Source organism: Francisella sp. LA112445, from assembly GCF_012224145.1.
GTDB lineage: Bacteria > Pseudomonadota > Gammaproteobacteria > Francisellales > Francisellaceae > Francisella.
Genome location: NZ_CP041030.1, coordinates 1,332,828 through 1,352,726, shown reverse-complemented (window position 1 = coordinate 1,352,726; position 19,899 = coordinate 1,332,828). Strand labels below are relative to the sequence as shown.

Here is a 19,899-nt window from a genome sequence, read left to right as displayed (position 1 = left end):
AGCATGTCAGTAGTTTTTGTTAATACGCCTTTTACTAGACTTAAACTAGGTTATACCAATAATACACAAGGTTTTAGTAAAGAAAAATATGCTAAGTTAAATCTTTCAGATAATGTTGGAGATAAACATTTAGTAGTAGAAAAAAACCGTAATTTGTTTAAGTCTTATGTAAATGCTGATGTTAAGTGGTTAAGACAGAACCATACGAATATTGTCAAAAATTTTGATGAATATGATGGTGAGTTTTGTGATGCTATATTTACCAGTAGGCCAAAACAGGCATGTGTTGTTTTAACTGCTGATTGCTTACCAATAATTTTATTTGATAAACGCATGACAAAGGTTGCAGCAATACATGCTGGTTGGAAAGGCTTATCAAAAGGAATATTAGAAGAAACATTAAAGGAATTTGTTGGTCTTGATATAGTTGCATGGCTAGGCCCTTGTATTAGTGAGCCTTTTTATGAGATTGGCAAAGATGTCCATGATAAATTTATACAGCAGCATGAGAACTTTGGCCAAGCTTTTAGGCAAAAGAGTGAAGATAAATATCTATTTGATATGAAGTTTATTGCCAAACAAATATTAAATGATAATCATTGCTTTGACATAGTCGATTCTGGTTTGTGCACATATAGTAATAAAAGATTCTACTCATATCGTAAAGAAGGTGTGACAGGTAGACAAGCTACATTTGTATGGTTTGAGTAGTTATTTTAAAGTAAAGGTTTGTTTGAATGGTTATAGAAGAGCTTGAATTATCTAGAAAACAAGTACAAAAAGCTGGAGATATATTTAGGCATATTGACAGTGTAAGTCAAGAAGAATCTAATAGTGCTTTTGATATTTTATCGGAATGGAGAGCTCGACATATAGAACCATTAAATCTGGCTTATAAATTAGTAAAAAGATATACATTAAAATATGATAGTAAAGCTTTTTTTGGACAAAGGTTAAAAAGAGCAATATCTATTATTTATAAACTTGAAAGAATACCTAAGCTAAACTTAGCTAGAATGCAAGATATTGCAGGCTGTAGGGCTATTGTAAAAGATTACAAAACTTTGATTAAGATAGACTCTGGACTACTTAAAAGTAAAGCTATTGATAAGTCAAAAGGTAAAGATTATATTATAGAGCCAAAGCAAGATGGCTATAGAGGTATTCATAGGATATACAGGTATACGGGTAATAAAGTTTATTGTAAAAATTTAATGGTAGAAATTCAGCTAAGAACGGAGTTGCAACATGCTTGGGCAACAGCGGTTGAAATTATTGATACTTTTGAGAAAGAGAGTCTTAAAATAGGTCAGGGTTCTCAAAATTGGAAAGAATTTTTTTATTTAGTTTCTAATGAGTTTGCAAAACTTGAAGAGCTACCGAATATAGATGTTAGTGTTAGTAAGAATGACCTGGTGAACTTAGTAAAAGAATTAAATGTGCTTGATAAGTTACAGAGTTATAGTGTTGTTTCGAAGATTACAGATGATGCGAAAGAAAAAATAAAAGATTTTCTGCTTATCCGTTTAAATAAAAAAGAAAAGCGAGTTTCAGTATCTAGTTATTCAGATGATTCATTAGCAAAGGAAACATATAAAGCCATGGAAAAAGAATACACCAATAATGATGACTATGATGTTGTCTTGGTGCATACACAATCAATAAAGGAACTAAAGAAGTCGTATCCTAACTACTTTGCAGATTCAAGATTATTTATTGAGAAGCTAAAGCAAATACTATAAAAATAGCAAGAGAGGGAAAACATGTCTGAAAAATTACAAGTTTTAAAAGAAATAATGAAACAAAAGGGCTATGATTTTTATCTAGTGCCTTCTACTGATGACCATAATAATGAGTATCTGCCGAAATGTTGGCAGTATCGTGCTTGGATTAGTGAATTTGATGGCTCTGCTGGTGATGTTTTAATAACAATGGATAAGTCATTTTTATCGACTGATGGTAGATACTTTTCTCAAGCAGAAGCTCAATTAGATGATAAGTATTTTGCTTTATTAAAACAGACTGGTTATGAATCAAAAATTGAAGAGTGGTTAAAAGAGAATTTTAATGGTAAAACATTAGCAGTAGATCCTAAAAAAATAGGTATTACTGGCGCTGAAAAGCTACTATCTATAGCAAAAGCAAATGGTGGAAAAGTTGTTTTTGATAGTGAAAACTTAGTTGCGAAAGCTCAACAAAAGCTAAATCAAGAGACTCCTATTCCTGCTCAAGAAGTTTTTGTTCATGAAATCCAATATGCTGGACAATCTGTTGACTCAAAATTAAAAAATATTAGAAGTTATTTAAAGTCTATAAATGCAGAATGCTTGATTGAGACAAGTTTAGATTCAATTATGTGGGCATTAAATATAAGAGGAAGAGATATAAAAAATACGCCTTTAGCTATTTGCTATATGGCTGTCACTGTTGAAAATACTTTTCTATATATCAATAGTGTCAAGGTTACACAAGAAGTGAGAGATCATCTTGAGCAGAATAATGTCGTAATAATGAATTATGAGGAGTTTTTCAATGATTTGAAGAAATTTGCTGCAAAATTTGTGATTGATAATAATGTTGCTAGTTACGCTGTTAAGTTAGCTGTAAATGAAAATGAACATAGCCAGCTAATAGAAGGTAATAACCCTATTGTCATTAGTAAAGCGCTAAAAAATTCTATAGAAATAAATGGCGCTAAAGATGCTCATAAAAAAGATGCTGTAGCATTTATCAAATGGTGGCACTGGATGGAAAATAATTTCCAAGGTACTACTGAGTTAGATGCTATAGCTAAATTAGCAGAGTATCGTGCAGAACAGAAGAACTATTTAGAAGATAGTTTTGATTATATTGCTGGATATGCTGAGCATGGAGCATTACCACATTATAGTGCTATAGCGGAGTCAAACAAAGAAATTAAAGATGATGCACCATTTTTATGCGACTCTGGAGGACAGTATAAAGAAGGTACTACAGATGTTACAAGAGTCTTACATTTTGGTAGACCATCAAAAAAGCATAGAAGATATTACACATTAGTATTAAAAGGGCATTTAGGTCTTGGTAGAGCTGTTTTCCCTAAAGGAACAACAGGATCTCACCTTGATGTGTTAGCTCGTGAACATCTGTGGCATTTTTGTTCAGACTATAGTCATGGTACTGGTCATGGCGTTGGTAGCTTCCTAGGGGTGCATGAAGGCCCTCAAAGAATAAACTCATCATCAAAAGTAGAGCTGATGCCTGGTATGATTCTAAGTAATGAGCCAGGAGCATATTTCCCTGGTGAATTTGGTATTAGAATTGAGAACTTATGCTATGTAAAACAACGTAATCAGGAATCTCCTACAGGACATGGTCAATTTTACTGTTTTGAAGATTTAACTTTGATTCCTTATGAGTTTAAAATGATTGAAACTTGGATGTTGACATATACTGAAAAGAAAACAATCAATAATTATTACAGTAGAATTAGAAAAGAAGTTTTACCTTTGATTGAAGAGCAAGAGGTTAGAGATTTCTTACTGTTTAAAACAAGACATATTAAATAATACAATACATTAAACTCAAAGATACTATGATTTAATCACGGTGTAACACAAGTATTAGAAATGACAAAGAAAACAACAGATAAAAAAGATAGTTCTAAAGGTAGTAAGAGTTCAGCCTTTAGGATTATAAAAATACTTATCTTCCTAGGCTTAGCTATTGCTGGTGGTTTTTCAGGAACCTTTTTTGATAAATATGATCTAAAGCAGAAGTTTATTAGTTTTAGGCATAATATCTATAATTACTTCTCAAGTGAGCCTGTAAAAAGTAACTATACTGCAAAAGATAATGAAAATATTGTAGCTAAGTTTTTTTCACAAAGTGATGATGCTAAAAAACAACAAGCGAATCAATTCAATGATTTGAAGCAATATCCACCTCAAAGAACTTTACCTGCGGTAACTAATTATTGTCATGATTTCTTAACTTATGGTAATCCTAGTTTTAATGTAACAAGTGGTCTAGGACAGGTAAATCTTTATCTATGTAGAGATGGCTATGTAGTTGGTTATAACTATAAGACTAAAGAGGCAAGCTGGGTTGCATTTAAGCTAACAAAAGCAAAAGTAGCTAATAAGCTTAAAAGAGATGATAAGTTTAAAGAAGATGATGATGTACCTTTTGTTTATAGAGCAACTTTAGATGATTATTCGCATTCTGGTTATGATCGAGGGCATTTAGCATCTTATGCATCTATGGACTTTAGTAAGAAATCTGCCGAGGAATCATTTTTATTATCTAATATGTCACCACAAAAAGCTGGACTTAATAGACAAGGTTGGGAAAGGCTTGAAACAGATGAACGTATTTGGGCAAATATGTATGACAGTATATATGTTTATACTGGCCCAATATATAAAAAACAGAAAATCCATAAAACTATAGGAGATAATAAAATAGCAGTACCAGATTATTTCTTTAAGATAATCTATGTACCATCGAAAAATAAAGCCATAGCTTTTGTGATGCCAAATGCAAGAGTTGATAAAACAAAGATTGCTAACTACAGAACTTCTATAAAAGACATTGAACAACGTACAGGATTACATTTCTTAAGTAATATTCCAGATAGAAGCATGGTTGTTGATAATGTTTCATCGATGTGGCGGACTTCTTATTTTTAATTACAGGCTTTATGCTTTAAATTTTATATAGTACGATTAAGATAGTATATCTAAAGTTATAGCTGTTTAATGTCTCAAGAAATCATATCTGTAATTAAATATTTTTTTGAAAATATTTCTAACTTTTTATTTCTTATTTTAATCTTCATTTTCCTATATTTTATGACTAAAGATATCCTTAAATCATTCTTTTATTTTGTAAAAAGGTTAATATTTAAGTTAATAAAATGTTGCTGTAACCGAAGGTTAAATACTAGAAAAATACCTACAGGTGTTGATATTATACTAGGTGATTGGGGTAGTGGTAAAACTCATTATTTTGAAAATGTTTATAAACAAAAATATAACTCTTTTAGGTTAGAGAAGTTAAGTTGCTTCTCATATAGTAGAGAAGAGTTTATAAAACAGCTAATAACTATAAAGTTTTGGAATAGATGGCTATCACTAAATGGCTTATTAGCAGGATATATCTTACATAGTTGGCATAAAATGTTACCTAAAAATATGCTGATATTTATCGATGATTTAGAAAGGTTACCATGTAATAAATATATGGCTAATGATTTTATAGGGATTATTGAAGAGTTAAAAAAGGATAATCGAGTTGTCATAGCTTGTAGCCCACAAGATATAAAGCAGGATATTATAAGTAGATATTTAGAAAAATTAGTAGATTACCTTCCTCATCAGATTACTTTAGAAAAGCAGGTAAAAACCAAAGCCATTATTGGAACAATTAACTCAACCATTAAAGATATAGATAATAAGAAATCTTTAAAAGACGAACTGGAGAAACTTATTAACTTACTTTCAGATGAGCTAGAAAGTGGTTTATATAATTATCATAAAAATTTCACTCAGTTATTTTCTAAAAATTCATCTGATGCTATAAATTTAAGAAATATTAAAAAAGTTTTTAGTCAGATATATAAGCAAGGCAACGCCGATAAAATTATAAAAATTATAGTTGATATAGTTTCTCAAGATATATCCAAAGATATAACTTTTGATAATATAAAGAGTTATTATAGGTATCTAAAAATAAAAGAGAAAATAGAACTTTATTTAGTAGCTTATGAGTTATTATTTACTTATCCAAATTTTTCGACTCTAGTACAGAACTGTAAAGGTGATAATATAGATCATAAAAGAAAAATGGAAAGAGGATACTTTTCTAAGAAGCTTCAAAGTTCAGTTAAAGACTATAGTGAATCTAGCGCTTTAGAGGAATATGAAAAAGAATTAAAAGAAAAAATAAAATCAAAAGATATCTCAAAAGTAGTATTTTTATTTGAAAAAATGCAGATAAAGAAATTAGAGGAGTTAAGTTTTGCAGCTATAGGCGAGTTTTTAGAAGAAATTGATAGTCTATCTACTATAAACGATAATGATTTACTTAGAGATTTAGTGTTGGGTAATAGTATAGAAATAGAAAAGCATTTTACTTGTGAAGACTCAAGTAGTGAAGTTTATGATTTTTGCAAAAGGGTTTCTTTATATGTGATTGGGAAAGAAATCTTAGATAAAGAAATAAGTTTCCCATTTACTTTAGATCATTATTTATCATCAAAAATTAAGAATAGTTTTATATATCTACAGAGAATTAAAGATTTTTGGATAAAAATTGGAGATTACTTTATTAAAAAAGAAGACTCTTTTGAGCAAATGATAGAAGAGCTTTGTAATTTGGTGGATTGGGACAGTCATTCTTCAAGCAACTATAATGAGGTTTTATATAGTGTTTTAAGAATACTATCTTTAGTTGAGTTTTATTCAGAGTATTATGATAAATCGATATCTGAATTCTTGAAATGCAAAAGTTTAGATAAATGGAAAAATATTTTCGATCAAAATATAAAAGAAAGAAGTCAATTCAAAGAGTATTTTGAATATAGAGGTAGTGAAATTTATCTTTTTGAGCTTAATTCAGAATTTGATGATTTAATTAAAAAAAAGATAAACGAGTGTATACTTCCTAATATTGAGGAAGCATACAAGGATTTTTGCAATAGGGAGAATAAAAGTAAAAATCATGATTCGTGGGTAGATTTTGAACAAAGTGATAGTAGCTATACGAATTTAAGAGACAATCTTATTGAAGCTTTTGAGTCTCTCTTTCCTAAGGAGATAAAGAGTTATAAGAAGAGCTTTATCTATTTAAAGTCAGCGCCGTAAGGAGTATAGTTAAAATAAGATTTATGATTTTCTTGAGCAGTTTTAAGTTTAGAAAATGTATCACTATATGTAAGATGAGAGTTTCTTTTGTGGTATTTATCCCATAAATCTTTATTATGAAACTCATCTTCAGTAGATGCACAGCTTGATAATGTAGAGGCAATAAATAATATAAATATAATTCTTTTAAACATACTTTTATGTATAATGACTTATATAGTTTGAATATTTGTAATTATTTTATCAGATTAGAGAGATAATATAATTATTATCGATCTTTTATTTTTCTAATATATTTATTGTATAGATGTAAATCTACTTATCACTTTTTGAGTAGTGCTATCAATTTTCCCCATGTGTTTTAAAAAAGTATATTGCTATTCTAATAAGTCATTATTTAGCGTGGGGATATATAAACAATTATGGATACAAAAGAGGGTGTTTCTTTCGTTGAATTAATAACAATAATAGCAATATCTAGTATTTTAATTACTATAGCAGCACCTATGTATGCAAACCATAGAATAAGAAGTAGACTACTTTTAGAATTAGAAAAGTTAAAATCTATTTCGCAATATATATCAAATGAATCAGGGGTAATTAGCTACTCTTTTGAGAGCTTTGAGGAAATACCAAGAAACTTCCATATAAAGCCTAGTGGAGCTATTGCTCTAAATACAGATGATATAGTTACAGGTTCTTCAATATCTTTAGTACCAACATTAACATCTGGAGCTATCATTTGGAATTGTGTAAGTAAAGGTTTAACTAAATTTCAAATACCGTCTTGCAAAGGAAATGCAATATCTCAAAAAAAACTAGTTAAGTCACTATATGATCCTACAAAAGATTCAGATACTTTCACGATTATTCAGGATGGACAAAAAGGATTAACCGTTAATTGTACTATTTATAAATGTACCATCGCAGAAATTAGTGGTAAAAGATGGTTAGCTCAATATATCGACCAGCTTAATATCATCCAGCTGTATAAAGAAGATTCTGATTATTTAATAAACTTACATGAAGATAGTTTAAGCATAGACCCTTCTATAGTTAATTCAGAGCTATTACAGCAGTTTATTGATGAATCTATTAGGTTATTTAATAGTTAAATTAAGGTATTAAAGTTAGATGAGGTTAAGATGAAAAATAAAGGTTTTTCAATAGTAGAGTTAATGGTAGTTATAGCTATAATAGCAATTATAGCTGCGATAGCTATACCTATGTACTCAAACTATCAGGTTAGAGCAAAATTATCAAACGCAGATACTACCGCTCGAACTTATATTAATGAGATTGCTGATCATACACATCAAACAGGAGAGTTTCCCGCTGAAGATTCTGAGTTATGGAGTTGTGAGAATATAAATAGAAGTTATGTTGTACAAGTTTGTAAGGAACGAACTGATTCTCAAAATGCGGTTATCAAAGTTTATGTAGATCAAAACTTAGTGCCGAATGTTGAAGATCCTTATTATCAGTATGATTTGGCTTTAGTTGAGTAATAGGAGTATATTTAATGAGTGTTAAAAAATTAATAATTATTATTTGGAGTGTTTTTTTTAGTTTAGTATTTTTAAATGCAAAAACCCTTGTAATAAATAAATCAGCTGGGAATATGCCTAGTAGTTTAGTTCCTGGAGGATCAGAGTCAGGATCAGAGTCAGGATCAGAGTCAGGATCAGAGTCAGGATCAGAGTCAGGATCAGAGTCAGGATCAGAGTCAGGTACTAGTACAGGAGTAGGGGGCTCATATGCTACATCCACATATGTTTCTGATGGTGAAATGGGGCCACCTGAGTGCGCTGCCGATAGCGGAAATAGTTGTGTTTTATTAGAAAGTGATGATTTTAATGGTATATGGGCTCCAGATGAAGCATTTGACTATTTGAGTCTTTATGCTAATCCAGGAACAGATGATGAGTTAACGATTAGCGGGGGGTATACTGCTAATGCAGCAAATTTACCTGATACAATTGTAGCAATGGATCCTGAGGGAGGGCCTCCTACTGCTGTTATTCAAGACTATGATACTTACCAACTTTTGACTAATAGCGATCCTGTGCTTAAGAAGAGTGTTCAAACTTTTATACAAATGGCAACAGAAGATGGTGGATGTGATGGAGGTTCCCAAGTTTGGTATTGTACTAATATCGAAAACCTATAAAGTATATTTCTCTATTTGCTTTAGATACCATTTATCCATAGATATTATACAGTTACCATATTTAACTGACTCATAAGTCCCGCCTTTATAAGTAGAACTAATATCAGAGCATATCTTATTACGATATTCTTTAAAGTCTTTAATATCATGGTTTTGTACCTTATTTAACTTATTGTCATACTTTTGCATTTGTGATTTTAAACATTTATTTATTTGGTAAGTATTCCCATCGCATAAAGTATCCGCAAATATAAATATCGGAGAGGTTATAAAAGCAGTAAGCATCAGTTTTTTCATTATTCTGAGTTCCTATAATCTTTATATTTCTAAAATATGACTATCTAAATCAATAAAATCATCTATTTTGTTTTTCTCTGTAGTGGTGATAAAAACCTGAGATTTTAGCTTTTTTAGATAGTTAAATAGTGTTTGAGTATGAGTAGCATCTAATTCTGAGGTTATATCATCTATAAGATAAATACATTTATTTTCATTTTCAATGTTATGTATCTCACCTTGAGCTAATTTAATAGCACAGATAAGAAGCTTCTGTTGACCTCTTGAGAATATATCTTGAATAGGTTTGTTATTGACTGTCAGAACTATGTCTGCTTTATGAGGACCATGATTAGTAACCTTATATCTATTATCATAATCAAATGATTCTTCAAGTACTTGCGAGAGTTCTTTGTGCGAGTTCCAACCACGAGAGTATTCAATTTCTAGTTTTAAATCTGGATTAAATTGCGAAAGGATTTCATAAACTTTAGGCTTTAGCTTTGTAAAGTAATCTTGTCTTTTTGTATCTAATATATTGGCAAATTCACAGAGTTTCCTATCTATACTAGTTATATAAGCATAAGGATAGTTTTGCTTAAGAGCAGAGTTTCTTTGTTTTACTAGAAATTTAGTTTGTTGCCATATTTTTAAGAAAGTTTTATCAAGGTAAAAAGCTCCCCAATCGAGTACCTTACAGCGTTGTTGCGCTCCTGAGTTTATAATATTAAAACTTTCTGGATTCATTAGTTGTATTGGTAGAGTTCGGGTTATTTCAGCGTGATTTTTTTGGATTTCACTGTTTAGCTTTGAAATATTGTTACTATTTTTTTTACGTGATATAGAAATAGTTATCTCATCTGGATTATACGATTTTGTATAGATTATAAACTCATCAGCCTCGTGATTTATAATTCTATTTAGTTGAGAGCTACGAAATGATCTACTGTGAGATAAAAAGTAAATTGCTTCAAGAATTGAAGTTTTGCCAGAGCCATTTTTACCAACTATAAAATTTATATTATCTTTAAAATCAAAACTTTTAAAAGGTATATTCCTAAAATTTTGCAGACGTAAGTTGGATATATACATTTTAGATAAATTCTAAGCTGGTATTATAAATTTGTTGTTTTAGTATATCAGGATTTACAGCATAAATATTGCTTAAGAGTTCAAAAATTTTAGGTATATTTTCAGGAGTATTAATATTTTCATTACTGTTATAAAGTGGCATATCAGGAGAATCTGTTTCTAGAACAATATTTTTAGGGTCAATTTTACTTAGGGTATCTTTAAGTTTTGTTTTGGGATGTGAAAGTATGCCTCCAACACCTAGTTTAAAACCAAGATCTATATATTTTTTAGCAATATCATAGTTAGCATTAAATGCATGAACAATTCCACCATGCTTAAACTTAAGATCTTTAAGGATTTTAAGAACTTCATTGTGCGATTTAACCACGTGGATAATAATCTTTTTATTGAGATTATTTGCAATACTGACTTGCGCTGAAAATAATTCTAATTGCTTGTTAAAATTATTAAATCTTTTATCAAGACCAATCTCACCAATTAATTTTGTTGATGTTTTTTGTGTATATACTTCTAAATTATTTAAATCAGAGTCAGAGTGTTTATCTATAAAAATAGGATGTAATCCAAAGCATATATGTATATTACTAAATTCTTTATTTAAAGATATTAGATTATTCCATGAAGCTCTTTGAGTCGCTGGATTTATAAAGTGTTTGATCTCTAAATCACCACACCTATTTATTAAATCTTTACGATTTATATCAAAAACCTCAAAATCTAAGTGGCAATGAGTATCAATAAACATATATGATTATTAGTTAAATTCTTTAGGTTATTAAGTTATAATACACGAAGTTGCAACTTATCCAATAGACTAAAATGTCATGCTGAATTTATTTCAGCATCTCACAAATGCTACAAATTATATTGAGATCCTGAAACAAGTTCAGGATGACTTATTGGTTTTGTTGTTATTTTAGATATTAAAATAAACATTTATTTATAAGGTTTGTAAATGAGCAAAGTTACAAAAGATTTTTTATTTGAACTAGGTACAGAAGAGTTACCTCCAAAAGCACTTAAAAAGTTATCTCAATCATTATTAGCAAGTGTTGAAAGTCAACTTAAAGAAGCAAAAATAGATTTTGCTACAACAAAGTGGTTCGCATCACCAAGAAGGTTATCTTTTATAATTAAAGATTTAGCATCATCTCAAGATGACATAGTGGTTGAAAAGCAAGGGCCTTTAGTAAGCATCGCATATAAAGATGGTGAGCCAACTAAAGTTGGTTTAGGATTTGCTAAATCTTGTGGTGTAGAGTTAGATCAGTTAGATACAATAGAAACTCCAAAGGGCGATAAATTATTTTATAAAACGACTCAAACTGGTCAAGCTACAGTAAAATTACTTCAAGATATTATTACAAAAGCTTTAAAACAATTACCAATTCCAAAAATGATGCGTTGGGGTGACTCACCAGTTGAGTTTGTAAGACCTGTACATTGGGTTTTAGCTCTATATGGTAAAGATGTTGTTGATATGCAAATACTAGGACATAAAGCATCTAATGTAACTTATGGACATAGATTCCATCATCCAGAAGCTATAACTATTCAAAATATAGCTGATTATGCTGATTTATTAGCTAATGCTATGGTGTTGGTAGATTGGGATCAACGCAAGCAAAAATTAGTTGAGCAAGCAAAAGCTATTGCTAAGCAAAATAATTATCAAGTTGTCTTAGATGAAGACTTAGTTGAAGAGGTTTGCGCTATTATTGAATATCCGAATGCGATGTTATGTAGCTTTAATAAAGACTTTTTGAGAGTTCCACAAGAGGCTTTAATATCTTCGATGGAAGAGCATCAAAAATGTTTTGCTCTTTTAGATAGTAATGGAGACTTAGTTGCACACTTTATTACAATTTCAAATATCCAAAGTAAAAAACCAGAACTAGTAACAACAGGTAACCAAAAGGTTATGAATGCTAGATTAGCAGATGCTGCTTTTTTCTATGATACCGATCTAAAGCATTCATTAGATAGTCTATTGCCAAAGTTAGAGAATGTAACATTCCAAAATAAACTTGGTAATATGTATCAAAAAGCTCAAAGAATAGCTGATATATCACAAAACTTAGCCGAGTTAAGTAATGTTGATACACAACAGGCTTACAGAGCAGGTTTATTAGCTAAAGCAGATTTGATATCTGATATGGTTTTTGAGTTTACTGACCTTCAAGGAATCATTGGTAAATATTATGCAAAAGCACATGGTGAGTCTGAAGTTGTAGCAGATGCTATAGAGCAGCAATATTGGCCTAAATATTCAGGTGCGGAACTTCCAAGAACTGATGTGGCAGCATGTGTTGCTTTAGCCGAAAAATTAGATACTTTAGTCGGTATATTTGGTATTGGTCAAAAACCAACTGGTAATAAAGATCCATTTGCACTAAGAAGGTCAGCTATTGGTATATTACGTATACTAAGAGATACGAATATTGATATTTCTTTAGAAAAAGTTATTGATGTTGCTATAGCTAGCTATAAAAAGGTTAATAATTTAGAGTTTAACACTGATGTGAAAGCTGAGATTATATCTTTTTGTATAGATAGGTTGAAAAACTTATATAAAGATGAAGGTGTTTCTATAAATACTTTCGAAGCTATTTATAATACTAGCTATGATTCGATAAAAGATTTTGCAGCTAGAGTAAAAGCTGTTAGTAGTTTTAATAGTTTAGATAAAGCTCAAAGCCTTATAGCCTCTAATAAACGTGTAGCTAATATCTTAGCTAAGAATGCTCAAGAAGAAGCAGATGTTTATGATATAGAATTAGCAAAAGCTACGGGTAATGAGTATGAGCTAGCATTAGCTTATAGTATAGAGGAAATTACTCCAGATCTTGCAAAATATATAAATAATCGAGATTATAATTATGCTCTAGAATTATTAAGCAGCTTAGATAAAGTAGTTAGTGAATTCTTTGATAATGTTATGGTTATGGATGAGGATATCAAAGTTAGGCAAAATAGAATCACATTACTTGCTAACCTTCATAAGCTTTTTGCTGATGTTGCAGATATATCTAAACTTTAGTTTCTATTAAATAAAATCTTTATTTCATACCTTTCTTGTTCTATTATTGATTTATTACTATGTTTAGTGATGTATCAAGATGTCAATTCAAAAAAATGTTTTAGGAACTGACTTAAGACCTTGTTGCTTATCTCCAATAACAGGTTTTTATCGCGATGGATTTTGTCGTACTGATGAGTATGATCCAGCTCGGCATGTTGTATGTGCAATAATGACTAAAGAGTTTCTAGAATATACAGCATCTCGAGGTAATGATTTATCAACGCCAAATCTGTTATTTGATTTTCCAGGTCTTAAGCCTGGAGATAAGTGGTGCTTATGTGCTTTGCGATGGTTAGAGGCTTATCAAAATAATTGTGCTCCTGAAGTTGTTCTTGAATCAACTCATGAATCAGCACTTGAGATAATCAAAAGAGAATATCTATTAGAAAAGGCTCATTCAAATGTAAATGTTTAGTTTAAAACTATTGGTGCTTTTGACTTAGTCTATAAATTCCATATAAAAGTCCTATTGTTAGTATGCAAAATCCAAGTTGGGCATATGGTGATGCAATTACAAGATCTCTGCCATGGTAAAAGCTGACGATATAACTACCACTAGCAGCAATCATATTTTTTGTGAAGTTTATTATAGAGTTAGCTGTACCAAAACTATGGTCTATTTGATCTATGGCAAATGAGTATATCAAAGTAGAGCCGAAAGATACGCTTGTACATAAAACTAGCATTGTTAGAGTATATATTAGAGCATTATCTAAATTTAGGCTGTTAAATATTATTAGAATGATACAGCTTAGTGTAATTAGAGCGACACTATAATACAAAAATTTTAACTGTTGTACACTACTAGAGTTCTTTTTGATAATCATATTTGCAAAAATAGAGCCAACACAACATACCCCATAGTAAAAACAGTACCAAAACGATCCTGTTGCATAGTCACCAAGGTATATCAAAGCAGATGATGATATGTATATAAATAGTGCTGCAAAAATAGTTCCACTTGCAATCGTAGCCAACATGAATCTAATATTTACTAAGTGTTGAAAATAACCAGGGATTAATTTTATCAGGCTACTTTTTCTATCTTTAGGATCGAGTGTCTCTTCAATTATACAAGCACATATAAGCATAACTACACCATAAAAGGTAAGAAAATGAAAAGTACTTTGCCATGTGTGAGTTAAGTTTGTAAGTATAGTTCCAATAATTGGTGCTACTATAGGAGCTACAAGTAATATCATAATAATTGTAGCAATAAGGTTAGTAAGCTGAGCTCCTTTATAACAGTCTCTAGCTATTGAAAACGCTACAACAGCTCCCACAGAATCTGCTAATCCTTGAATTAATCGCATAGTTTCAAGCATCTGAAAATCATAGCTATATGAGCATGAAATAGTACTGATTATATAGATGATACTGCCTATGATAATGACATTTTTACGACCATATTTATCTGATATAGCACCCCAAAATAGCATACCAAAAGAGAAACCAACAAAATAGGTAGCAAATGTTGTAAGAACAGTGCTGTTACTAACGCCAAAATCATTAGCAATTAAGGGAATAGCAGGAGCATACGTATTTACAGCTAAAGGAGGTAGGGCTGCAAATAGAGCAAGTACTATTGGGAATAGTTTAGAGTTTCGAGTTATATAATTCATAGGAGAAAAGAAGAATATTTATTATTTTATTTAATGATCTCTAGTATATACTCTTTTAATTTTTTACCAACTACTTTGTATCTCCAGCCATTTAATAATTTACCTTTAGAATAATTATTATCAACTCCTAGATTATATGCTAAAGACTTTATATCTTTTCGTGAAGCAATTATGCTACTATCAAAGTTGAAATCTTTAGTCTGAGCGTCAAAGTATGCAACTATTTTATCATTGATCTCAGAAGATATCTTATTACCTATTTGTCTTTTCTCAATCAGATTCTCTTGTACATTATGGGCTGATTTAAGAACATCGATGATTGCTTTTTTTAACCAAGGTTTGAGTTTCTTTATCTCTTGATGTTTAAAGTCATCAATAGATGTTGGTTTTGCGTGGGCTATAAGATATAAGACTTTGTTATTGAACATAAATCTCACAGGAATATTTTTATCTTGAGCAACTTGTTCGCGCCATTGTGCGATTGCTATAGCATTCCTTTGAACTTCTTCATCAAATTTTTGGATATTACCTATTTTTGTATGAATAATCTCAACTGAGTTAAACTCTGTCTTTTGAATATCTATAAGCTCTTGTTCATAGAAATCTTTATAGTCACTGTTATTAAGCTTTGTATTAAGATCATCACGTATTTCTATAAGATGCTCAACATCTTTGATGGCATAATTTATTTGTTTCTCAGATAATGGTCTTTTACGCCAGTCAGAAAACTGAGACTCTTTTTCCATATCTATATCGAGGATCTCTTTCATTAGAGATTTTAGTGATAATTGTGTTTGAAAGCCAAGAAATGTTGCTGCAAGCTGAGTATCAAAGATATTATTAACTTCACAATTAAAAAATCTTTTGATTATAGGAATATCATTTGTTGCAGAATGAATAATCTTTTCGATATTATGATCTTCAAAAACATTTTTAAGAGGTGAAAAATCTATATCTACAAGTGTATCTATCAAAAAAACTTCTTTTTCAGTAGCTATTTGGATTAGACAAAGCTCTGGATAGTATGTACGCATCCAGTAAAACTCAGTATCAACAGCGATTTTATATGTATTTTCTAAAGCAGCTACTAGACTGCTTAATTGTTTATTTGTATTTATTATCATCTTTATAGTTTATTAAGAGGTTTTTTCCATGCTATAGTAGCAATCTGCTTAGCATTCTGTGTGATTAGGTCGCCATGAGCTAGGATAATTTTATCAAAGTCTCATTCTAATATTGTTTGTAAAGATTGGGCAGCTAACTTCTTATCCTTCCATCCAAGCTGGTATTCTGGCGCTGGTTTTGCTTTGTTCCACATTCTAAAAATAAACCACCATATTTTAATACCAAAACCTATATTTTGCGTTTTATTGCCAATATTCTCTATAATATCAACAACAATCAAAGTTTTTGTCTCTTTATGTAGCAATACAACCTCATTCATGATTTTAGAGCCAAGAATAGGTTGTTGTTTAAATTCATTTAGTAAAGCTTTTTCCGTAAGAATACCATCGTATTTTAGATTAGGTTGTTTTTTTTCAATGCCTTCACAGATATATGTTTTAGCATTTGGAAAAGCTTCTTGAGCTGAGCTAATGTATAAATGGTGGAAATTACCTGGTGCATATATATAACTAACTTCACCAAGTTTAAGTATTTCTTGTTTAAGCTTCTCATCAATTTTACAAGGTGAATGAATAAGAATTGAATTATCATCTAACTTTACTAATGTTGTGCGAGAGCTAAATTTAACACCTGAATATTTTATAGGGTATTCAATAATCCATATTTTATTTTCTATAAAAGAAATTATTTCGTACATGCAGTTTATTTTATGTTATGTGGGGTAAATTAAATTGTATATATGGTAACATTTTCACATATATATTAGTTAATAAAAATTAGATGATTTCTGATAATTCTAAAGATTTTGATTTAAAAAGCTTTTTGGCTAACCTAACGGCTCATTCAGGTGTTTATCGTATGATTGATAAACATGGTGAGATAATTTACGTAGGTAAAGCAAAGAATCTTAAAAATCGTGTTAATAGTTATTTTTCAAAAGGTGCTAAAGATAGCAAAACTTTAATGATGGCATCCCAAGTTGCTAGAATTGAAATAACTATCACACCAAGTGATTATGAAGCGTATTTATTAGAGAATAATTTAATTAAGCAACATAGGCCAAAGTATAATATCCTTTTTAAAGATGATAAAAGTTACCCATATCTAGTGATTTCACGTGATAAGTTTCCTAGAGTTTCTTTTTATCGTGGTAAATCAGCGTATAAAAAAGGCCAATGTTTTGGTCCCTATGTTTCAATATCTTCGGTCAAAAATACTTTAAATATTATCCAAAAAATATTTCCTATCCGACAATGTGAAAATTCATATTATAAATCTAGGATTAGACCATGTTTACAATATCAGATTAAGCGCTGCTTAGCTCCGTGTGTGGGATTAGTTTCTCAAGAGCAGTACGATGAGCAATTAGCTATATTAAAGAAGTTTTTGGCAGGTAAGTTTAGTAGCGTTCTAGAAGAAGTATCTGAGAAAATGTATCAAGCTTCGGAAAATATGGAGTATGAAAAAGCTCAGATTTATCGTGATCAGTTAGTAGTACTGCGTAAATTACAGCAGCAACAAATAGTAGATATACAAGCAGATAAAACTTTTGATGTTGTAGGCATATATATACAAGACAGTTATGCAAGTATTGCCTTATTACAAATTCAAAATGGCGATGTTGTTGCAGATAGACATTGGAGCATAGACGCAAAAGGTCAGGATAAGACATCTATAATGCATGCTTTTTTATCACACTTTTATTTAGGTGATGAGATTCGTAATATTTGGCCTAAAAATATAATCTTATCAAAAGTTGATTTTAGTGAGATACAAGATCTTATGACAAGTATTTCTCAGAAAATAGGTCAATCAATAAATTGGATATTAGCACCAGCTGCAGATAATCTTAAATGGTTAAAATTAGCAGAAGTAAATGCTCGCCAAAAGCTAAATATATACACAAGCTCAAAGTCACAATATCAAAAACGTTTAGATTCGCTAAAAGAGTTTCTTGAGCTTGATCAAGATATTAAGCGTATTGAATGTTTTGATATCTCGCATTTTCAAGGTGAGGCGACAGTTGCTTCATGCGTTGTTTACACAGATGAGGGAGAGGATCGTAAATCTCATCGTAGATATAATATCAAAGATGTCAAAGCAGGAGATGATTATGCCGCTATCCATCAAGCTGTATCACGCCGAGTAAGTTCAGGATTAGAAGCTGATAATCTTCCAGATGTGATGATAATAGATGGTGGTAAAGGCCAAATCCATCAAGCAGAAGCTGTTTTTAGAGAGTTTGGGATTCAAGATAAAGTTCAGCTTGTGAGTCTTGGTAAGGGTGTTGAGCGAATTAGTGGTAAAGAAAAAATCTATAAAGGTTTTGATGATACTGAGTATACCTTAGATGAGCATAATCCAGGGTTTTTACTTTTACGTCAAGTTAGAGATTCTGCGCATGATCATGCTATTAAAGGCCAAAGAAAGAAAGTTAGCTCAAATAGACAATCATCAATTATTGAAGAGATTGAAGGAGTAGGACCTAAGCGTCGTAAAGCATTGATAATGTATTTTGGCGGTTGGCAAGAGCTAAGTAGAGCATCCGTTGATGAAATCTCTAAGGTAAAAGGAATTAGTAAAAAACTAGCTCAAGAGATATGGGAGTGTTTTCATTAGGAGACTTCAGATAAAAAATGAGAAAGATACTATTAACAATTATCTTAGCAATCCCAATGATGGGATATTGTGGTTTTATAGATTGGATAACGGGATATCCAGAAGTTAAAGCAAAGATAGAGAAACGACTTGAGCAGAAATATCATGGTGATAAGTTTGAGGTATGGGATGTCACTTGGTCAGATAATTTAGGAGGTTATAACTTTAAATATAAACCAATAAATGCAGAATATGATTATACGTATAAAGGCTCTTATTTATCTAAGCGAGATATTCTTTCAGCAAATAATTATATGACAACTAAAGTTACTCATCAATGGATAGATGTATTTCAACCACTTGTAGACAAAGTAAGTAAAAATAATCTTATCTTTGGTAGTTTAGATCCTCAATCACCATATCAGTGGCGAAAGATGAAGAAAGATCCTATGGATAAAGCTTTGCATGATTTATATAGTAGCAATCCTGTAGATATAAAGAAATGGATAGCTGAAGATCACAATGCAATAGCAGGCTCAATCTCTATATTTATAGCAATGCCAAGAACAGCTGAGGGCGTATATAAAACTCTCAAATTAATTGAGCAAATAAACAATAAACTTCGTTCATATAGTTTCTATAGTTATAAATTAGAAGTAATTACTTATGATGTACCCAAAGGTTTTAATATAGAAAAATATTATTATGAGGTTTTTCCTAGCTTTAAAACCTCTCATGGTTGGTGGTTTGAAGAAGGTGTTCAAAAATATGCATGGGGATACTTACAGATTAAATCATGTATGAAAATATCAGAATTTGAAAAATCTTGTAATAACTATAGAGATAGATCAACAGGAGAGTTTGATTTAGACCTGATCAAAAAATATTCAACAGCAGATAGAATACATAATCTTAATGATATTGTTAATAATTTTTATATAGTAAATGATTTTGGTAAACCTGATAAATGTGATCCAATCCTTGGTTGTTATGGTAGATGGGATACTAGATCAAGATCTAATATTTTACTTAAAAATAGCAAATACTATCAACAATTAGAAAAATTGATAAATAATCAGAAGTAGT

19 protein-coding genes are annotated in these 19,899 nt (G+C 30.5%); 12 read left to right on the top strand and 7 right to left on the bottom strand.

Annotation, left to right across the window (positions count from 1 at the left end; genetic code table 11):
- Positions 1-3 precede the first annotated feature (3 nt).
- The 5 genes from pgeF (at position 4) to FIP56_RS06570 (ending at position 6,845) form a co-directional block, all read left to right on the top strand.
- A complete protein-coding gene (pgeF, locus tag FIP56_RS06590) occupies positions 4-711 on the top strand; it encodes a peptidoglycan editing factor PgeF (RefSeq protein WP_192578148.1) in 708 nt (235 codons plus the stop codon).
- A 26-nt stretch (positions 712-737) separates the two neighbouring features.
- Positions 738-1,742, top strand: coding sequence for a RelA/SpoT domain-containing protein (locus FIP56_RS06585; RefSeq protein WP_192578147.1), 1,005 nt, complete (start codon positions 738-740; stop codon positions 1,740-1,742).
- Between the two features lie 21 nt (positions 1,743-1,763).
- A complete protein-coding gene (locus FIP56_RS06580) occupies positions 1,764-3,548 on the top strand; it encodes an aminopeptidase P family protein (RefSeq protein WP_192578146.1) in 1,785 nt (594 codons plus the stop codon).
- A gap of 60 nt (positions 3,549-3,608) precedes the next feature.
- On the top strand, positions 3,609-4,670 hold the full coding sequence (locus tag FIP56_RS06575; protein WP_192578145.1) for a DNA/RNA non-specific endonuclease: 1,062 nt from the start codon (positions 3,609-3,611) through the stop codon (positions 4,668-4,670).
- A 69-nt stretch (positions 4,671-4,739) separates the two neighbouring features.
- Entirely contained in the window at positions 4,740-6,845 is a 2,106-nt protein-coding gene (locus FIP56_RS06570; RefSeq protein ID WP_192578144.1) for a hypothetical protein, read from the top strand.
- Here FIP56_RS06570 and FIP56_RS06565 read toward each other — a convergent pair.
- Positions 6,824-7,039: a hypothetical protein gene (locus tag FIP56_RS06565; RefSeq protein WP_192578143.1), complete on the bottom strand. Its 216-nt coding sequence runs from the start codon at positions 7,037-7,039 to the stop codon at positions 6,824-6,826. The genes FIP56_RS06570 and FIP56_RS06565 overlap by 22 nt on opposite strands.
- Positions 7,040-7,267: 228 nt before the next feature.
- On the opposite strand from FIP56_RS06565, the gene FIP56_RS06560 reads away from it, so the two are divergent.
- Genes FIP56_RS06560 through FIP56_RS06550 form a run of 3 tightly spaced genes read left to right on the top strand, consistent with a single transcriptional unit; the run spans position 7,268 to position 9,015 of the window.
- Positions 7,268-7,960, top strand: coding sequence for a hypothetical protein (locus tag FIP56_RS06560; RefSeq protein WP_192578142.1), 693 nt, complete (start codon positions 7,268-7,270; stop codon positions 7,958-7,960).
- Positions 7,961-7,990: 30 nt separating this feature from the next.
- Positions 7,991-8,353, top strand: a complete 363-nt coding sequence (locus tag FIP56_RS06555) for a prepilin-type N-terminal cleavage/methylation domain-containing protein (protein ID WP_192578141.1) — start codon at positions 7,991-7,993, stop codon at positions 8,351-8,353.
- Positions 8,354-8,367: 14 nt separating this feature from the next.
- Entirely contained in the window at positions 8,368-9,015 is a 648-nt protein-coding gene (locus tag FIP56_RS06550) for a hypothetical protein (RefSeq protein WP_192578140.1), read from the top strand.
- Here the strand turns inward: FIP56_RS06550 and FIP56_RS06545 are convergent.
- From FIP56_RS06545 to FIP56_RS06535, 3 genes are read right to left on the bottom strand one after another with little or no spacing between them, the layout of a single operon-like run.
- Positions 9,010-9,312 (bottom strand): DUF1311 domain-containing protein, encoded by a 303-nt coding sequence (locus FIP56_RS06545; protein WP_192578139.1) that lies wholly within the window; start codon positions 9,310-9,312, stop codon positions 9,010-9,012. The two genes, FIP56_RS06550 and FIP56_RS06545, sit on opposite strands and share 6 nt — an antisense overlap.
- Before the next feature lie 21 nt (positions 9,313-9,333).
- Positions 9,334-10,383: a DNA replication/repair protein RecF gene (gene recF, locus FIP56_RS06540; protein WP_192578138.1), complete on the bottom strand. Its 1,050-nt coding sequence runs from the start codon at positions 10,381-10,383 to the stop codon at positions 9,334-9,336.
- Position 10,384: 1 nt separating this feature from the next.
- Entirely contained in the window at positions 10,385-11,131 is a 747-nt protein-coding gene (locus FIP56_RS06535) for a TatD family hydrolase (RefSeq protein WP_192578137.1), read from the bottom strand.
- A 210-nt stretch (positions 11,132-11,341) separates the two neighbouring features.
- Between FIP56_RS06535 and glyS the strand changes: the two genes are divergently transcribed.
- Together glyS and FIP56_RS06525 are read left to right on the top strand one after the other, a co-directional pair.
- Entirely contained in the window at positions 11,342-13,426 is a 2,085-nt protein-coding gene (glyS, locus tag FIP56_RS06530; RefSeq protein WP_192578136.1) for a glycine--tRNA ligase subunit beta, read from the top strand.
- A 79-nt stretch (positions 13,427-13,505) separates the two neighbouring features.
- A complete protein-coding gene (locus FIP56_RS06525; RefSeq protein WP_192578135.1) occupies positions 13,506-13,883 on the top strand; it encodes a DUF2237 domain-containing protein in 378 nt (125 codons plus the stop codon).
- Positions 13,884-13,890: 7 nt separating this feature from the next.
- On the opposite strand, the gene FIP56_RS06520 is transcribed toward FIP56_RS06525, so the two are convergent.
- From FIP56_RS06520 to FIP56_RS06510, 3 genes are all read right to left on the bottom strand, one after another.
- The gene (locus tag FIP56_RS06520) at positions 13,891-15,090 is read right to left on the bottom strand and encodes a Bcr/CflA family efflux MFS transporter (RefSeq protein ID WP_192578134.1); all 1,200 of its coding nucleotides are present in this window, start codon (positions 15,088-15,090) and stop codon (positions 13,891-13,893) included.
- A 26-nt stretch (positions 15,091-15,116) separates the two neighbouring features.
- Positions 15,117-16,214, bottom strand: a complete 1,098-nt coding sequence (locus tag FIP56_RS06515; RefSeq protein WP_192578133.1) for a ribonuclease D — start codon at positions 16,212-16,214, stop codon at positions 15,117-15,119.
- 101 nt (positions 16,215-16,315) lie between these two features.
- Positions 16,316-16,912, bottom strand: a complete 597-nt coding sequence (locus FIP56_RS06510; RefSeq protein WP_192578132.1) for a DUF4336 domain-containing protein — start codon at positions 16,910-16,912, stop codon at positions 16,316-16,318.
- An 83-nt stretch (positions 16,913-16,995) separates the two neighbouring features.
- Here FIP56_RS06510 and uvrC point away from each other — a divergent pair, with 83 nt between their 5' ends.
- Both uvrC and FIP56_RS06500 read left to right on the top strand, forming a co-directional pair.
- Positions 16,996-18,834 (top strand): excinuclease ABC subunit UvrC, encoded by a 1,839-nt coding sequence (gene uvrC, locus FIP56_RS06505; protein WP_192578131.1) that lies wholly within the window; start codon positions 16,996-16,998, stop codon positions 18,832-18,834.
- A gap of 17 nt (positions 18,835-18,851) precedes the next feature.
- Positions 18,852-19,898 carry a hypothetical protein gene (locus FIP56_RS06500; RefSeq protein WP_192578130.1) on the top strand — a complete coding sequence of 349 codons (1,047 nt, stop codon included), beginning with the start codon at positions 18,852-18,854 and terminating at the stop codon, positions 19,896-19,898.
- Position 19,899: the final 1 nt, after the last annotated feature.

What these genes read in the sequence shown, in the direction of transcription:
- pgeF (WP_192578148.1), top strand. Translation starts at nt 4, where the DNA reads ATGTCAGTAGTTTTTGTTAATACGCCTTTTACTAGACTTAAACTAGGT.
- FIP56_RS06585 (WP_192578147.1), top strand. Translation starts at nt 738, where the DNA reads ATGGTTATAGAAGAGCTTGAATTATCTAGAAAACAAGTACAAAAAGCT.
- FIP56_RS06580 (WP_192578146.1), top strand. Translation starts at nt 1,764, where the DNA reads ATGTCTGAAAAATTACAAGTTTTAAAAGAAATAATGAAACAAAAGGGC.
- FIP56_RS06575 (WP_192578145.1), top strand. Translation starts at nt 3,609, where the DNA reads ATGACAAAGAAAACAACAGATAAAAAAGATAGTTCTAAAGGTAGTAAG.
- FIP56_RS06570 (WP_192578144.1), top strand. Translation starts at nt 4,740, where the DNA reads ATGTCTCAAGAAATCATATCTGTAATTAAATATTTTTTTGAAAATATT.
- FIP56_RS06565 (WP_192578143.1), bottom strand. Translation starts at nt 7,039, where the DNA reads ATGTTTAAAAGAATTATATTTATATTATTTATTGCCTCTACATTATCA.
- FIP56_RS06560 (WP_192578142.1), top strand. Translation starts at nt 7,268, where the DNA reads ATGGATACAAAAGAGGGTGTTTCTTTCGTTGAATTAATAACAATAATA.
- FIP56_RS06555 (WP_192578141.1), top strand. Translation starts at nt 7,991, where the DNA reads ATGAAAAATAAAGGTTTTTCAATAGTAGAGTTAATGGTAGTTATAGCT.
- FIP56_RS06550 (WP_192578140.1), top strand. Translation starts at nt 8,368, where the DNA reads ATGAGTGTTAAAAAATTAATAATTATTATTTGGAGTGTTTTTTTTAGT.
- FIP56_RS06545 (WP_192578139.1), bottom strand. Translation starts at nt 9,312, where the DNA reads ATGAAAAAACTGATGCTTACTGCTTTTATAACCTCTCCGATATTTATA.
- recF (WP_192578138.1), bottom strand. Translation starts at nt 10,383, where the DNA reads ATGTATATATCCAACTTACGTCTGCAAAATTTTAGGAATATACCTTTT.
- FIP56_RS06535 (WP_192578137.1), bottom strand. Translation starts at nt 11,131, where the DNA reads ATGTTTATTGATACTCATTGCCACTTAGATTTTGAGGTTTTTGATATA.
- glyS (WP_192578136.1), top strand. Translation starts at nt 11,342, where the DNA reads ATGAGCAAAGTTACAAAAGATTTTTTATTTGAACTAGGTACAGAAGAG.
- FIP56_RS06525 (WP_192578135.1), top strand. Translation starts at nt 13,506, where the DNA reads ATGTCAATTCAAAAAAATGTTTTAGGAACTGACTTAAGACCTTGTTGC.
- FIP56_RS06520 (WP_192578134.1), bottom strand. Translation starts at nt 15,090, where the DNA reads ATGAATTATATAACTCGAAACTCTAAACTATTCCCAATAGTACTTGCT.
- FIP56_RS06515 (WP_192578133.1), bottom strand. Translation starts at nt 16,214, where the DNA reads ATGATAATAAATACAAATAAACAATTAAGCAGTCTAGTAGCTGCTTTA.
- FIP56_RS06510 (WP_192578132.1), bottom strand. Translation starts at nt 16,912, where the DNA reads ATGTACGAAATAATTTCTTTTATAGAAAATAAAATATGGATTATTGAA.
- uvrC (WP_192578131.1), top strand. Translation starts at nt 16,996, where the DNA reads ATGATTTCTGATAATTCTAAAGATTTTGATTTAAAAAGCTTTTTGGCT.
- FIP56_RS06500 (WP_192578130.1), top strand. Translation starts at nt 18,852, where the DNA reads ATGAGAAAGATACTATTAACAATTATCTTAGCAATCCCAATGATGGGA.